This is a genomic window from Exiguobacterium sp. s168 (assembly GCF_018619035.1).
Lineage (GTDB): Bacteria > Bacillota > Bacilli > Exiguobacteriales > Exiguobacteriaceae > Exiguobacterium_A > Exiguobacterium_A acetylicum.
The window spans coordinates 1-13,624 of record NZ_JACSNE010000008.1; the positions used below are offsets into that span (position 1 = coordinate 1).

Below are 13,624 nucleotides of genomic sequence, written 5' to 3' on the forward strand. Positions count from 1 at the left end.
AGATACCGGATTCCCTGAGTGGAAATCCGGTATCTTCGTCTTAAACTGTTCAATACGATACAAAGTATTGAAGTTTTTCAGTGGCCTCCGAATACGGAGCTCACCTTTTTCGTAAAATGATTGATTATGCTTCTTCACCGATGATTTTCACTTCTGTCTCAAGTAAGATACCGAATTTTTCTTGAACGGTTTCTTGGACATGACGAATGAGCGCGATATAGTCGGATGCTGACGCATTCTCGACGTTGACGATGAAACCAGCGTGTTTCTTGGACACTTCAGCACCACCGATGCGTGTTCCCTGTAAGTTGCTATCTTGAATCAGCTTCCCTGCAAAATAGCCTTCTGGACGTTTAAAGACGCTACCACAAGAAGGGTACTCGAGTGGTTGTTTCGTTTCTCGCTTATGCGTCAAATCATCCATGACTTCCTTGATTAGTGCTGGGTCACCCTCTGTTAAGGCAAATCGACCTTCGAGGATGATGTATTCTTTCTTCGAGAAGCAACTTGTCCGGTATCCCAGTTCGAGTTCATCATGCGAAATGTTCAACAGTTCTCCTTGTCGTGTCAATACAGTAGCGCTATGGAGGCAATCCTTGACTTCACCACCGTATGCTCCCGCATTCATGATCAATGCGCCACCAATCGTTCCTGGAATCCCACAAGCGAATTCAAGACCGCTGAGCTGATGCGCGTAAGCTACACGTGAAGCTTCGATGATTGCTGCGCCACTTTGAGCGACGAGTTCATGTCCTTCGACCGAGATATCGGTTAACTTCTCAAAGGAGAGGACAATGCCGCGGATGCCACCATCACGAACGACAAGATTCGATCCGTTTCCAAGCAACGTCAAGGGAATACCTTGTTCGTGAGCATATCGGACGACAAAAGCCGTTTCTTCATAAGAAGTTGGGATGATGAATAAATCCGCGATTCCTCCCATTTTAGTATACGTATGATATTTTAACGGTTCATTGATTAGTACGGACTCTTTTGAAATGCCTTCATACAGTCCCGTCATTACTTGTTCAGTCATTATGGTCTCAGTCCTTTTCGTGAATTCCTACCCAGCGCTCATGCGCTCAAAATATATTTTAACATTAATCGTGCGGTCGTTGTTCAACATACTGTTCCCAAAATACCGACTTATGCCGGGAATTGCAAGCACTAGGGAGTGAATGTCATCGATTAGTAATGAAAAATGTCACAGGGAAAGCAGGATCAGGAAGAGGAATGAAGCGAAAAGAACTCGGGAAAAGAGAAGTATAGAAGGAGGCGATGACGATGGAAAGTGAACGTTTATGGATGCGACCGTTCGAAGAAGAGGATTTTAGTTTTTATAAGTCACTTGTCCAAAATGAGCAAGTCATGCGTTATATCAATGGAGGCACTGCCTTAAGTGAAGATGAGGCACGAGAGTGGTTCGAACGGCAATTGGAGCGATATTCGGATGAGCGACAAACTGGTTTTTTACTGTTGTTCATAAAAGAAACGAATGAACCGATTGGCTTTGCCGGATTATTGATGCAGGAAGTGGATGGGAAAGAAGAGTTAGAAGTCGGTTATTGGCTCGAACCAAAGCACTGGAAAGTCGGTTATGGTCGTGAAGCAGCAAAACGATTAATGATGGAGGCGTTCAATCGAGGGCATGATCGAATCATCTCGATCATTCATCCCGATAATCGTGCTTCGCAAAATGTCGCTCGTGCCAACGGGCTGAACTGGGAAAAAGATACGGTGTTTAGAGATGTTCCCGTCACGATTTATGTTGGACAACTATCACGACTTTGTCGTAACTAAAGAGGAGAGTTTTTATGTACGAATTTAACTTCGCGTCTTTTCATTCCATGACACCTGATACCTTATATGCACTTTTGAAATTACGAACGGATATCTTCGTCGTCGAGCAGGAGTGCGCGTATCCGGAGCTAGATGATCAAGATCAACAAGCGACACACCTAATCGTACGGAGTGAGAGCGGTCAAATCGTCGGATGCCTTCGGATGTATAATCATCCTACAAAAGGAGTAGCGATTGGACGGGTAGCTGTTCATCGTGATCACCGATCGGTTGGGTTAGCGAGACAAATGATGGAGAGAGCGATGGTACATTTGCAGAAAGAAGCTGCGATCTACTTACAGGCACAAGCACACCTAGAAGGGTTTTACGGATCGTTTGGTTTCGAAACCGTATCCGACCCTTATTTAGAAGATGATATTCCACATGTGGACATGCAGTTTCACGTAAAGGATTCGAAAAAAGACTTCACGTCAACGATGGATGAACCGATGAATAAGTAGAATGAACTTTTTTCGGAGGTGGATCAGTCATGAAGAAAGTGCTGGTCATTTTCGCTCTTAGTCTAATTGGCATCCTATCTTTAGGAGTCGGTATTTCGTATGCTCAATTGCAGGGGAACTATCGTGACTCGGAAAAAGAATTGATGACGATTTTAGAGCGGCAACATGATTTGTCAGCTTCCTCCTTTCTTGAAGTACGCGCATCATTCTCTTTACGACATCGACAAATCATACACGTTCGACTTCGGGGTGAACCTGCCATCACATACGAGTTCATTCAACCAAAGGATGAAATCGAATATCTGGGGTCTGTCGGAACAAGTGTTGAAAAGACAGGAAAACAAGATGCCGTCTTTCGAAATACTCATCTAAAAGTCGGTAAAAAATAAAAAATGGAGAATCTTCCTGAAACGCCGGAAGATTCTCCATTTTTTACTTTCAAGACGATAGGATATTGCGTACACTACGAAGAGATACTGGAATGAGGAGGTCGAGGGAATCATGTGGAAACCCTTTATAAAAAATCAATCAATTGCACCGGCGTTACAAGCCTTCCGGGAGCTTGACATCGAAATGTTTCGGACACATGTTGCCCAACTGAACGATGCGGAACAACAGGCCTTACAATTCATTAAGCGTGCGCTAGAGCAGGATTCACCTGCTCATTTAAAAATAGCGCTCGAAATGAAACAACCACTCGTCGAGGTCGATCGTCTGTTTCAAACACTCGTCACTTGTCAAAATCGTCAGCAGTTACTCGAAATGTTGCTAGCATACGGTCTGGACGTCAATCAAGTCTATACACTTGAAGGGCATCGCTCGATCGTCCGCCAACCTCTTCACTTTCCGGTAGGTCTATATGCGGCGCGCCATTCAGAGTTATGGGCACTTGTTGCTGAAAAGCTGGACGTTACTTATACGATGCATCTTCAACGCAGTGATCAATTCATGGAGACGCATGAATTGAATCTGCTTGATCTCGTCTTATTGCTCGATATAGAAGAGGAGTTGACGATTCGAGTGCTTGATCAGCTGTGCGAATGCAAGGCGACCGTTGGACTTGCAGAACGATTACAACGTCCCGCTTCACCATTGTTGTTAAAGACGATTGAGGCGGATGCCTATTTGCCGACGTTTGTTTATGCTAAACATTATTTCCCGTTTTATGCGCTGATCGGACGACAAACCGTACTGTTCCAATCTTTATTGAACCGTGTGATGCAAGCATCCATTGCTTCTGAAATTATTGAAGATGCCTTGCTTGCTTTTCATAATCACCAACCGGGACTTGCCTTGACATGGGGAGATGCCTATATCGAACAGTTATACGAGATGGGGCTAGTGCTTCGTAAAACGGGTCATGTTGATTTTCGGGAAATGGATGCGGAGTATGTGTTGCCTGAATACAAGGGAATCGTCAATCGCCTAAATGATTAACGGAGGTTGATCCGTACTGAACGTATGCCAATGAGAGGTTAACTGGATATCGCAAAACATCGAGGGATGATACAGGCGTAATACATCTTGTTGTGTTGAGAGAAAAAAGACTTCAAACGTTTGGATGTTTGCACGTCGTAACTTTTCTTGAAATGCATGGAGGATGCGGCTACCGTATCCTTGACGTCTCAGCTCTGGTAAGCACGTGATTTCAAGAAGACGGATATTCTGTCCCTGCTTTTGAAATAATAGTGTACCGACGATCAGTTGCTTATCATAGACTAAGTAAGGAATCGCTTTTCGTTGAATCAACTTGTCTAAATCAGATACCTGATAAGGAAAAAAGTGATGTGTTCCTTGAAGGGCATCGTTACGAAGTGCGAGATAAGTATCTTGATTCTGTGCATGAACAGCTTTCAAACGTAGCGTAGCAGGCTGTCCTTCTGAGAGTCCAATTAAACGAAACTGTTCGGCATATAAACTATAACCAAGCTCTTTCCAAATCGAAGTTAAAGAAAGATCATGCGGCGGAGAGACTTGTACATGTATCTGCCGGCATCCTTGTCGAACGGCATGTAAGTGTAGCAAAATAGCCAGATGACGAAAGGCTTTGATGTCATGAAAGGCGCTGTTCATAAAGTGAACGACGTCATGCACGACATGATATCCGAGCGTCGCTTTCACCTGACCGGATTCGAGGTAGACCCATTGACAATCTTCAAGCGGCTGAAAATATGAAAAATCATATGCCTTTTGATGGTACTGAAGAAGTTGATGGACGTGTCGCCTTTGAACATGAGACAATTGATTGTAATACACAATAGGCAAATTAAGTTCCTCCTTTAGCAAAGTGAAGTTCAAAATATCTTACTTTTATATTACAGGAAATAAAAGGTATTTATATCTTCTGTTTCAAACAAAAAGTAGATGGATTCCTGAAGATAAGAAAGAATCGAGGCAAAATTATCATGAAGTATCTCTGGATCGTCATCGGTTTATCGGGCTGGTTATTCAGCGCGGATACATTGGTAGCCGAAGCGCGTGATTACGATGAACCGGGTGTAAGCAGTTCGACGACATATGGGAATTATGGCGCGGAGGATCATATCATCGTTGATCGGAAGGAACCGATCTATGAAGGCTTCGATTCACCGAACGACATGGCATTCCTATTCGCTTGTATTGCATTACTCGCAACAGTCGGACTTGGCATCGTCAATGCCTCCGATTGAAATGAATCTGACTAATAAAAGGCAAGTGACGAATCCATCGTCACTTGCCTTTTATTGTCTACTACGTGTGAACAAGAAGAATCTACTCTTAGAAATGAATTCGTTTTTTTCGACCAACGCGTGCCATTCTTTCGTGTTCTTGTTCGAGTCCGGCTCGTTCGAGGAGATCGAGATAATAACGAAACGGAGTCGAGCGATGCGAAAAATATGGGATGTATTCAGTGAACAGCATCGTCTCCGCTCGTTCTAACGCGCGTAAGGAAATGAGAGCATGTAGCTCTGCGAAACGAATTTCTTGATAGGTGGATAAAGCGTCTGCATCAATCCGAACATGCGACTGTAATTTTTTAGCATGCGCATTCAAGTAATGGATGTATGCTTCTTGATGTTCGGGTTTCTCGCAATGGGCAAGTACGGCAAGCAAAAGATCACTGCGCTCAGTATCGACGTCCATCGGAACCTTCAACGCTGTATAGAGGGCGCGTTCCATCCATTCGACACCATGACTATCATTTTTATAATAGCCGACTAATTCTTGAAAAAAATCGACTTGCGAGACTTTCAATAATCGAAACGGATCATTACTTAAAAATAAAGGTTCTTCCCCGGCAGCCGACGAAAGAAGAAAGAAAAATTCCTCAAAGGCAATACGGGTTCCGTTTTTACGATGAGCATAGTGGCGTAAATGCTTCAACAGACGTTTGGCGGTGATATACCAATTCTTTTGTTCGCGAAGCGGTACGATCGGATTCGGCTCAAGGTACTGGAGATCGTATGCTAATTGAATAAACCGTTCCGTCTGAGCAATCGTCTGTTCGACGGTCGGTTGTTCCTGTTCTTTTTGCAAATCCTTATACTTCATGAACTGTGTCAACATGGCGTCAAACTCTTTCTCTTCGATGACTTGTCTCGGGAGTTGACGATAGATTTCGACGATGATATCGCGAAGGGTCGTATCGCCATATTGTTCTAGTAAGAGTCGCAGTTTCCGTATTCTCATGATCGCCCTCCTTCGCAAGAAAAGCACAGTACAACACTATTCAATTCCCGCTTTTTTCATAAACCGAACCTCTTCATTTGCGCTTTTTAGTCAGAGACGACTATCTTAAATAAGAAGACTCATTACAGAAGGGGACGATTACACATGAATGAAACCATTCAACATTTACTCAACCACCGGTCCATCCGGAAATTCAAACAACATCAATTAGACGAAGAGACGATTGAAACACTCATAAAAGCCGCACAGGCTGCCTCGACATCCTCTTATCAGCAAGCTTATGCAATCATCGGTGTCGAAGATGAAGGATTGAAACGACAATTAGTCGACGTTGCAAGTGGTCAACAATATGTGGCAGAAAACAGTTACTTCTTCGTCTTTTGTATGGATTACCACAAACATACGTTAGCGGCAGAACTAGCAGGAGGCGACGTGAGCCGGACGATCGAGACGACGGAAGCGCTTGTCGTAGGGGCTGTCGATGCGGGACTTGCCGCTCAAAATTTAGTCGTAGCTGCCGAGTCGCTCGGCTACGGAACGGTCTACATCGGTTCACTACGAAATGATGCTCGTCGTGTCAGCGAACTCTTACAACTTCCAGATCACGTCGTACCATTATTTGGAGTCGCGGTCGGTCTTCCAGATCAACAACCGGGTAAAAAACCCCGCCTTCCGATGGATGCGGTCTTCCACCGGAATACGTATACTGATGACGATACGATGCGTGAGTTACTGACAGGATACGAAGAGTCAACGTCATCGTATTACGGAGAACGGACCGGTGGTCAACGGACAGAAGGGTGGGTCAAACAGATGGCTGCCTCGATGCACGAACCGAAACGGACGTATCTCCGCGAGTTCTTGAAAGAGAAACAGATCGCAAAAGATTGATACGGAGGTATCTGAATGGCAGAACATCAACCACACCGCTCTCGCTTAGAGCGACGACGTATGCAGTTAGAAGAGCAAGCTAGACAAGAAGAGCAGGCTAGGCAAGAAGAAGTTTTTTCGAAAGCGTACGCGCCGGACGAATCATTTTCTCAAGACTCCTTTGAGAAACAGCAAGAACCGGCTACGTATCATCGATATGTCGAAGAGCAACCGCGAGATAGAAAAAGTACATCGCGTCGTTCCGGGAGCGGCATGCTTAAACAGGTCGCACAGATGATCGGGAATGCCGGATCACGGTTGTTTGCTAATCGGGAACGCTCGAGACGCTCGAGGAAGGCGGGGCGATCAGAGCAATCGGTACAGCAGAATCCTGACGTCTCTTCAAGAGAAACTCATCCTAAAAAAATCAAGAAAAAACGTCGTTTTAAACGAAAGCTTCTTGGACTATTTTTATTGTTGCTCATCGCATTCGTTCTTTTTGCTTCACAACCATTCACGTTCCTATTGATTGGTAGTGATGCACGACCTGGAGAGTCGTTGCGTGGATCACGTTCGGATTCCCTGTCGGTCATGCAATTCATTCCACTTTCTCGAACGATTCAACTGACGTCGATTCCTCGAGATACGTATACACCGATTTCCTGTGAGAATGGAAAGAAGGATAAAATCACACATGCCTTTGCCTTCGGTGGAGAAGAATGTACGCAAGATGCTGTTTCGGGTCTACTCGATGAAGAGATCGATGGAAAGATCGTCATCTCCTTCGATAGTTTCATCGGATTAGTGGATCAAATCGGCGTAATCGACCTTGTCTCGACAGGAACGTTCTCCGAGCAGGATGCGAGTGGGAAAGCAAATCAGTATTCATTTCAAAAAGGGAAGGAATATCATATGGATGGTGCGATGGCACTTGCCTATTCGAGACATCGAAAAACGGATAATGACGGAGCGCGCGCGAATCGTCAGTCGGAAGTCATCCAAGCCGTCGCGACACACTTGATGAAGCCGACTGGATGGTCGAAAATTCCAGCAGCGCACACATATATGAAAGAAGAGATGAACCTTGATTTAAGTGTCCGCGAGATGGCAACGGCAGGGTTATCGATTGCCTTGATGTCAGAACGAAAACATTATGAAATCGAAGCCGTCAGCCAACGACTGAACGGGATTTTCTATGACTTACCGAATGAGAAGGCACTGCAAGAACTACGTGATCAGCTCGATACGACGTTTTATGGCACATTGAAGAACTAATGGGGAGGGGTTTCCTTCCGGTCATTGCGGGTATAAATTGATGTACGTTGCTCCTTTGGTGGATTGTTTTAGGTTATCTCTGAAATCGACGATTTTTGGACATGACATCATGACATTCCACGAAGGTGACTAACTTATCGAGGAGGGACCCCCATATGAAAGTACTAGTCGTAGGTGCATCCGGTACGATTGGAGCGCGCGTCGTCAAATCGCTTGCCAAGGGTCATCAGGTCACGGTCATCGTTCGTCATGAACATCTGGTGGAACGATTCGAAAAACTCGGTGTCAAGGCGCATTACGTCGATATCGAAACAGAACTCGAAAAAGTCATTGAGCACGGAGTCGCAGGGCAGGATGCAGTCATTTGTGCGGCGACCGCAGGAGTAGACGGCGAAGCAACTGAAATAGAACTGCTGGACCGAACAGTCGCTTTGAAAACAATTGATGCAGCTAAAAAAGCGCGAGTACGTCATTTCGTGCTACTGAGCGCTTATGGTGCAGATCGACCTGAGCAATTCAAGAAAGATGTCTATCCGTTCTACGCTGCTAAGAATGCAGCAGAGGAACAGATTGAACATAGTGGTTTGACGTATACGATCATTTGTCCGGTTGCCATCACAACAGGTGAAGGGCGTGGCTTGATTGAAGCCGATGAAGATTTGAAGGACACGAAGGACGCGACGATTTCGGAAACGGATGTCGCATCGATCCTCGTTGCTTCTGTCGATAATCGATCGGTATTTAATCGACGTCTAGAAGTCAAGGAAGGAAAGACATCCTTGAATGAGGCCTTAGGAGGAGCGGAAGCTGTCGGTAGCGTTAAAGATAACCGTCAAGTCAAAAAACAATTACCACGTTTTAACTAACCGTGTGTCTCGTTAAAACGTGAATTCTCTAAAATAAAGCGAACTCATTTCCGCGTGTAAGACGGAAGAGTTCGCTTTTTTGTTGATAAAAGTAGATAGTCGAAAAGAGGAAGTCTGCTACACTGAACAAAGAAGGAGGGGGTTAGATGTGAAAAAACCGTTGATCTATCTGATCCTAGCGATTGCTATTATCGGCATTGCCTATCAAAGTTATCAAACATATGATGCAAAACAAAAAAAAGTGGAGCAACAACAAAAACAAGTATCACAAGGTGGTCTCGAAGTAGGGATGAAAGCCCCGAATCTATCCTTGCATCAAGAAGGAAAAACTGTCGATCTAGACGAAATCAATCATGATGTCTTTGTCATTAATTTTTGGGCAACGTGGTGTCCACCGTGTAAACAAGAGATTCCAGAACTAAATGCCTTTGCACGACATACAGATATACCCGTCTACGGAATCAATGTCACGACATCAGAACGACGTGTTTCGGATGTTGCTGATTTTCTGAAGCAGACACCTGTTGAATATCCTGTGTTATATGATCGAAAGGGAACTTCAGAAGATGCTTATCGTCTCGTAGCAATGCCAGCAACTTATGTATTAGACCGGAAAGGAACGATTCTTTCGAAACACATCGGTCCTGTAACGGAACAGATGTTAAAAGAGATGGTGAAACGAACAGGAGGATGACGATGGAACTCCTATGCCGCAACTGCTCCTTTCAACAAACATTCCAACTCGGTCAACTAGATGGTTGGCCGACATTTCCTGCTGTCTTGACGCAAGGGGTCGAAGCGTTCATGACAGGTCTCCCGCTTTGGTTCGTTCCGTCGATGCATGAACCGATTTTACAGCGGACGTATGTAGACGACTGGAATCGATTTCGATTAATTCAGCACTATCAGCTCCATCAGGAGGAATTAGCGGATGGTTGGGTACCGTATCAATTGGATTTATACCACTGTCCGACTTGTCACCGATTTTCGAATCGATTTTGGTGTGCCCTGTTTTTGCAACTAGATGTCGTTCAACCACTTTACGAATGCCCACATGATCAGACGGAACTTGAACGAATCGAAATATCCGATATTGATCACTTTCCTTGTCCATCGTGTGATGGTCACTCCCTATATGTGCGTAGATAAAGCGAAAAAGCCATTCATTTCATGAAAGACTGATGAGAGAAATTCCTTCTCCATAGTCAATGCATGATACGGAATGGCTTTTTATCGATCATCAACCCATTTGCCGAAACGAAAATGTTTGAAAGGAAGAGGGTGATGAATTACTGACATCTAACGTATAGGTTGTACCGTCAAAAATAATCGTATCGCCTAACCTTGCTTCAGGTGGTAAATAACGTCGTGGAATGAAACTTGAACCATTTTCCCATAGTAGGACAGCATACTTGCCGTCAAGTCGCTCCAGCGTACCACGTTTGATCATATTAACTCCTCCCACAATTACATCGAAGTCATCCCTCGGTCGATCAGGAACGTACTCTCTCTCTATCATTCTCTGTAATTTTTAATCTTATGTTTGGTATATTCCCAGTTCATTTCATCTTTACACATGATTCTTTAAAAAAACGTGATTCCAAGCCGTTTTCGTCTTAAATCTGACGTATTTAACAGGAAATAAAGGAGATATTGGAAAGAAAAAAAGACCCGATAGGACATATCGGATCTTTAATATGAAATAGACTCAAGAAGCGAGAGAGTGTTTTGTTTCGATTTTCGTTGGACGAAGAAATGCGAGTAAAAACGTAAACAATGGTGAAAGGAGTAAAAAGAATGCGAACGGAACGTATGCTGTTACTGGGACACCGAGTGTCGAAGCGAAGAACGCCCCAGAAACACCCCACGGAATAAGCGGATTGACGAGTGTTCCTCCATCCTCGAGTGAACGAGAGAGGAAGCGCGGATCAATCTGACGCTCTTCAAAGATTTTCTTGAATGCTTGACCCGGAAGCAAGATGGACAAGTATTGTTCCCCAGCCATCACGTTTACACCGATAGACGATAAGGCGACGGATGAAATGATGCTACCATCACGTTTTAGTTTAGAAACGGTCCGTTCAATGACCACGTCAATGACACCGATGCCACGTAAGACACCACCGAACGCAAGGGCGAGCATGACGAGCGACACCGACCACATCATCGATTGCAATCCACCTTTACTAATGATGGATGTGACCGTCTCACTAGAAGATTCTAGTTTTAACCCGTTCTGAATGACGGCCATCCAGTTCGAGATATTCCAGTTTCCTTGTACAAGACCTGTTAACAACAATCCACTTAAAACGCCAGCAACAAGTGTTGGAACGACCGGCATCTTACGTAATGCTAATACCATGACGAGCAACGGTGAAAGCAACGTCCAAGGTGACAAGTCGAACAAACGAGCTAACTCTTGTTGTGTCGTTTGAACAGCAGACGAATCGATATTTCCACTACTACGTCCGAAAATGAAGAATAAGATGAATGTGATTGTGATAGCGGGAATCGTCGTTCCCATCATGAAACGAATATGATCGAACACAGACACATTGACGATTCCGGGCGCGAAATTCGTCGTATCTGATAAAGGTGACATCTTATCTCCGAAACAAGCTCCACTGATGATGGCACCTGCTGCAAGCGCAGGATTGACGCCCAGTGCGATCGCGATTCCCATCAAGGCAACACCGACCGTACCAATCGTTGTAAACGAACTGCCTGTAAAGGTCGAGACGACCATCGCGATCAGAAGAGCGCTCGGTGCGAACCAAGTCGCTGAAAGGGTAGATAACCCAAAATGAAGAAGGGTCGGCACTGCGCCACTCATCATCCAGACCGCGATCGTCATACCGACGAGCAACATGATCAGGATCGGTTTGATCGCTTCACGAATACCTTGAATCATATGGTGTTCGACGTCCTCGAACTTAAAACCGCGGTAAACGGCATATCCTGAGACGAAAATAAGACTAGACAAGATGGCAAGATGCGGTTCGGCTTTAGCACCGAATAACGCGGACAATAAGATGATGATACTGATTCCTAGGATAGCTGCGGATTCACGGAATGACATGCGCATGCTTCCACCTCCTTATATGAATATGAAAGTATGATAATGCTCTGTTACTAACACGCTTTTATGCACAAAAGCATTGAACAAACGTAATACTAACGAATATTACAGAGGACGTCAACCATAAGAGTGTCGATGAAAAATATAAAAAAATAGAAATGTGACGATTTTTTGTCGTAAACGCTTTCTTTTTTAGTTCAAATCTTGCACAATAAGAAGTATCAAATGACATTTTTGTGAACGATGAGGAGGATACATATGTTTACATTGATTTTTGTAGTAGTCGTCGCGATCATGGGTGCAGGCGTATTTGGGATTGATCATCTCGTAGCGCAACGTGCGGAAAAGCGTTAAGTAGATGCGTGTAAAAGAAGCGTTGAAGGGACTGTCTTATAGAAGACAATCGCTTCAACGCTTCTTTTTTTGTATAAAAACTAATAAAAATTCAATTGACAGTATAAATATACATATGTTTAAATCGGTATAACATTCTTTGAAGGGGAGCGTACAGATATGAAATGTACCATTATCGGAGCAACAGGATATACCGGAATTGAACTGATTCGCCTGCTAGAAGCACATCCTTCATTTGAGATCGTCTGTTTAATGAGTGACTCGATGGCAGGGGAATCCATGCATGATGTATTCCCATTCATGAATAAAAAAACATATTCCTCGTTATCTTCCTTTTCGGTCGAGCATTTGATGGAAACCGAGACAGACATGGTGTTCTTAGCGACACCGAGTGGGATTTCGAAGCATTACTTAGAACAACTTCAAAATTGGTCCGGTTATGTCATTGATTTGAGTGGCGATTTGAGACTTCCATCTGAAGCATATGCAGCGTGGTATGACAAGGAACCAATTGATCTCCAGTTACAACAAAGAGCAACTTATGGATTACCAGAATGGAATCGTCAAGCTGTTGCATCGAGCAAATGGATTGCGAATCCGGGCTGTTACGCGACAGCAGTTTTGCTCGGACTGACACCATTCTTAAAAGAGAAAAAAATCGATCCATCTCAAATCATCATTCAAGCTTCTTCTGGTCTAACGGGGGCTGGCAAAACGTTAACGGCACAAACGCATCATGTCCATTCCAGCGAAAACGTTCGTTTGTATAAAGTGAATCAGCATCAGCACATTCCGGAAATTGAGCAGGCGCTTTTCGAATGGACTGGATCATCGGATCCGATTACGTTCTCGACCCAACTACTACCGATCAATCGAGGCATCATGGCGATTATGACAGTCCAGCCGTTGATCGATTTATCGGAAGCGGAGTGGCGATCCTGGTTGATTGACCAGTATGCAACGGAACCATTCGTCCGAATCCAACAGGCTGATCCGGAAATCAAATCCGTCGTCGGGAGTAATCACTGTGATTTGACCGTTTATAAGGATGATCGGACAGGGCGAGTGACCATCGTTTCAGTCATCGATAACATGCAAAAAGGAGCTGCCGGACAAGCCGTTCAAAATGCCAACATTCTAGCTGGTTTTGATGAGACATCCGGTTTAACGCAACAGCCGATCTACATTTAATCAAGAGAAAAAAGAGGAGG

General features: G+C 44.4%; 16 protein-coding genes. 11 read left to right on the forward strand and 5 right to left on the reverse strand.

Features of this window, described 5'->3' with window-relative positions; genetic code table 11:
- Nucleotides 1-124: 124 nt before the first annotated feature.
- The gene (gene murB / locus KNQ15_RS06785; protein ID WP_029340824.1) at nucleotides 125-1,036 is read right to left on the reverse strand and encodes a UDP-N-acetylmuramate dehydrogenase; all 912 of its coding nucleotides are present in this window, start codon (nucleotides 1,034-1,036) and stop codon (nucleotides 125-127) included.
- Nucleotides 1,037-1,284: 248 nt separating this feature from the next.
- Between murB and KNQ15_RS06790 the strand changes: the two genes are divergently transcribed.
- From KNQ15_RS06790 to KNQ15_RS06805, 4 genes are all read left to right on the forward strand, one after another.
- Nucleotides 1,285-1,800, forward strand: a complete 516-nt coding sequence (locus tag KNQ15_RS06790; RefSeq protein WP_214728472.1) for a GNAT family N-acetyltransferase — start codon at nucleotides 1,285-1,287, stop codon at nucleotides 1,798-1,800.
- A 14-nt stretch (nucleotides 1,801-1,814) separates the two neighbouring features.
- Nucleotides 1,815-2,300, forward strand: a complete 486-nt coding sequence (locus tag KNQ15_RS06795; RefSeq protein WP_214725314.1) for a GNAT family N-acetyltransferase — start codon at nucleotides 1,815-1,817, stop codon at nucleotides 2,298-2,300.
- A 29-nt stretch (nucleotides 2,301-2,329) separates the two neighbouring features.
- The gene (locus tag KNQ15_RS06800) at nucleotides 2,330-2,689 is read left to right on the forward strand and encodes a hypothetical protein (protein WP_029340826.1); all 360 of its coding nucleotides are present in this window, start codon (nucleotides 2,330-2,332) and stop codon (nucleotides 2,687-2,689) included.
- A 112-nt stretch (nucleotides 2,690-2,801) separates the two neighbouring features.
- Nucleotides 2,802-3,737: a hypothetical protein gene (locus KNQ15_RS06805; protein WP_214728474.1), complete on the forward strand. Its 936-nt coding sequence runs from the start codon at nucleotides 2,802-2,804 to the stop codon at nucleotides 3,735-3,737.
- Here the strand turns inward: KNQ15_RS06805 and KNQ15_RS06810 are convergent.
- Nucleotides 3,726-4,556: a GNAT family N-acetyltransferase gene (locus KNQ15_RS06810; RefSeq protein WP_290780440.1), complete on the reverse strand. Its 831-nt coding sequence runs from the start codon at nucleotides 4,554-4,556 to the stop codon at nucleotides 3,726-3,728. The genes KNQ15_RS06805 and KNQ15_RS06810 overlap by 12 nt on opposite strands.
- A gap of 149 nt (nucleotides 4,557-4,705) precedes the next feature.
- Here KNQ15_RS06810 and KNQ15_RS06815 point away from each other — a divergent pair, with 149 nt between their 5' ends.
- Nucleotides 4,706-4,969: a hypothetical protein gene (locus tag KNQ15_RS06815; RefSeq protein ID WP_149426844.1), complete on the forward strand. Its 264-nt coding sequence runs from the start codon at nucleotides 4,706-4,708 to the stop codon at nucleotides 4,967-4,969.
- An 88-nt stretch (nucleotides 4,970-5,057) separates the two neighbouring features.
- Here the strand turns inward: KNQ15_RS06815 and KNQ15_RS06820 are convergent, their stop codons facing one another.
- A complete protein-coding gene (locus KNQ15_RS06820) occupies nucleotides 5,058-5,969 on the reverse strand; it encodes a hypothetical protein (protein WP_214728476.1) in 912 nt (303 codons plus the stop codon).
- Nucleotides 5,970-6,113: 144 nt separating this feature from the next.
- Between KNQ15_RS06820 and nfsA the strand changes: the two genes are divergently transcribed.
- The 5 genes from nfsA (at nucleotide 6,114) to KNQ15_RS06845 (ending at nucleotide 10,129) form a co-directional block, all read left to right on the forward strand.
- The gene (gene nfsA, locus KNQ15_RS06825) at nucleotides 6,114-6,860 is read left to right on the forward strand and encodes an oxygen-insensitive NADPH nitroreductase (RefSeq protein WP_064300829.1); all 747 of its coding nucleotides are present in this window, start codon (nucleotides 6,114-6,116) and stop codon (nucleotides 6,858-6,860) included.
- A gap of 15 nt (nucleotides 6,861-6,875) precedes the next feature.
- On the forward strand, nucleotides 6,876-8,114 hold the full coding sequence (locus KNQ15_RS06830; protein WP_251137622.1) for an LCP family protein: 1,239 nt from the start codon (nucleotides 6,876-6,878) through the stop codon (nucleotides 8,112-8,114).
- 155 nt (nucleotides 8,115-8,269) lie between these two features.
- Nucleotides 8,270-8,980: an NAD(P)H-binding protein gene (locus KNQ15_RS06835; RefSeq protein ID WP_023467211.1), complete on the forward strand. Its 711-nt coding sequence runs from the start codon at nucleotides 8,270-8,272 to the stop codon at nucleotides 8,978-8,980.
- A gap of 148 nt (nucleotides 8,981-9,128) precedes the next feature.
- On the forward strand, nucleotides 9,129-9,674 hold the full coding sequence (locus tag KNQ15_RS06840) for a TlpA family protein disulfide reductase (protein ID WP_214728478.1): 546 nt from the start codon (nucleotides 9,129-9,131) through the stop codon (nucleotides 9,672-9,674).
- Between the two features lie 2 nt (nucleotides 9,675-9,676).
- Nucleotides 9,677-10,129: a hypothetical protein gene (locus KNQ15_RS06845; RefSeq protein ID WP_214728486.1), complete on the forward strand. Its 453-nt coding sequence runs from the start codon at nucleotides 9,677-9,679 to the stop codon at nucleotides 10,127-10,129.
- Between the two features lie 91 nt (nucleotides 10,130-10,220).
- Here KNQ15_RS06845 and KNQ15_RS06850 read toward each other — a convergent pair whose 3' ends face one another.
- Nucleotides 10,221-10,430 (reverse strand): DUF3006 domain-containing protein, encoded by a 210-nt coding sequence (locus KNQ15_RS06850; RefSeq protein ID WP_023467214.1) that lies wholly within the window; start codon nucleotides 10,428-10,430, stop codon nucleotides 10,221-10,223.
- 258 nt (nucleotides 10,431-10,688) lie between these two features.
- Complete coding sequence (gene nhaC / locus KNQ15_RS06855) at nucleotides 10,689-12,065, reverse strand: Na+/H+ antiporter NhaC (protein WP_214728488.1); 1,377 nt, start codon at nucleotides 12,063-12,065, stop codon at nucleotides 10,689-10,691.
- A 507-nt stretch (nucleotides 12,066-12,572) separates the two neighbouring features.
- Here nhaC and argC point away from each other — a divergent pair.
- Entirely contained in the window at nucleotides 12,573-13,604 is a 1,032-nt protein-coding gene (gene argC, locus KNQ15_RS06860) for an N-acetyl-gamma-glutamyl-phosphate reductase (RefSeq protein WP_214728490.1), read from the forward strand.
- Nucleotides 13,605-13,624: the final 20 nt, after the last annotated feature.

What these genes read in the sequence shown, in the direction of transcription:
- murB (WP_029340824.1), bottom strand. Translation starts at nt 1,036, where the DNA reads ATGACTGAACAAGTAATGACGGGACTGTATGAAGGCATTTCAAAAGAG.
- KNQ15_RS06790 (WP_214728472.1), top strand. Translation starts at nt 1,285, where the DNA reads ATGGAAAGTGAACGTTTATGGATGCGACCGTTCGAAGAAGAGGATTTT.
- KNQ15_RS06795 (WP_214725314.1), top strand. Translation starts at nt 1,815, where the DNA reads ATGTACGAATTTAACTTCGCGTCTTTTCATTCCATGACACCTGATACC.
- KNQ15_RS06800 (WP_029340826.1), top strand. Translation starts at nt 2,330, where the DNA reads ATGAAGAAAGTGCTGGTCATTTTCGCTCTTAGTCTAATTGGCATCCTA.
- KNQ15_RS06805 (WP_214728474.1), top strand. Translation starts at nt 2,802, where the DNA reads ATGTGGAAACCCTTTATAAAAAATCAATCAATTGCACCGGCGTTACAA.
- KNQ15_RS06815 (WP_149426844.1), top strand. Translation starts at nt 4,706, where the DNA reads ATGAAGTATCTCTGGATCGTCATCGGTTTATCGGGCTGGTTATTCAGC.
- KNQ15_RS06820 (WP_214728476.1), bottom strand. Translation starts at nt 5,969, where the DNA reads ATGAGAATACGGAAACTGCGACTCTTACTAGAACAATATGGCGATACG.
- nfsA (WP_064300829.1), top strand. Translation starts at nt 6,114, where the DNA reads ATGAATGAAACCATTCAACATTTACTCAACCACCGGTCCATCCGGAAA.
- KNQ15_RS06830 (WP_251137622.1), top strand. Translation starts at nt 6,876, where the DNA reads ATGGCAGAACATCAACCACACCGCTCTCGCTTAGAGCGACGACGTATG.
- KNQ15_RS06835 (WP_023467211.1), top strand. Translation starts at nt 8,270, where the DNA reads ATGAAAGTACTAGTCGTAGGTGCATCCGGTACGATTGGAGCGCGCGTC.
- KNQ15_RS06845 (WP_214728486.1), top strand. Translation starts at nt 9,677, where the DNA reads ATGGAACTCCTATGCCGCAACTGCTCCTTTCAACAAACATTCCAACTC.
- KNQ15_RS06850 (WP_023467214.1), bottom strand. Translation starts at nt 10,430, where the DNA reads ATGATCAAACGTGGTACGCTGGAGCGACTTGACGGCAAGTATGCTGTC.
- nhaC (WP_214728488.1), bottom strand. Translation starts at nt 12,065, where the DNA reads ATGCGCATGTCATTCCGTGAATCCGCAGCTATCCTAGGAATCAGTATC.
- argC (WP_214728490.1), top strand. Translation starts at nt 12,573, where the DNA reads ATGAAATGTACCATTATCGGAGCAACAGGATATACCGGAATTGAACTG.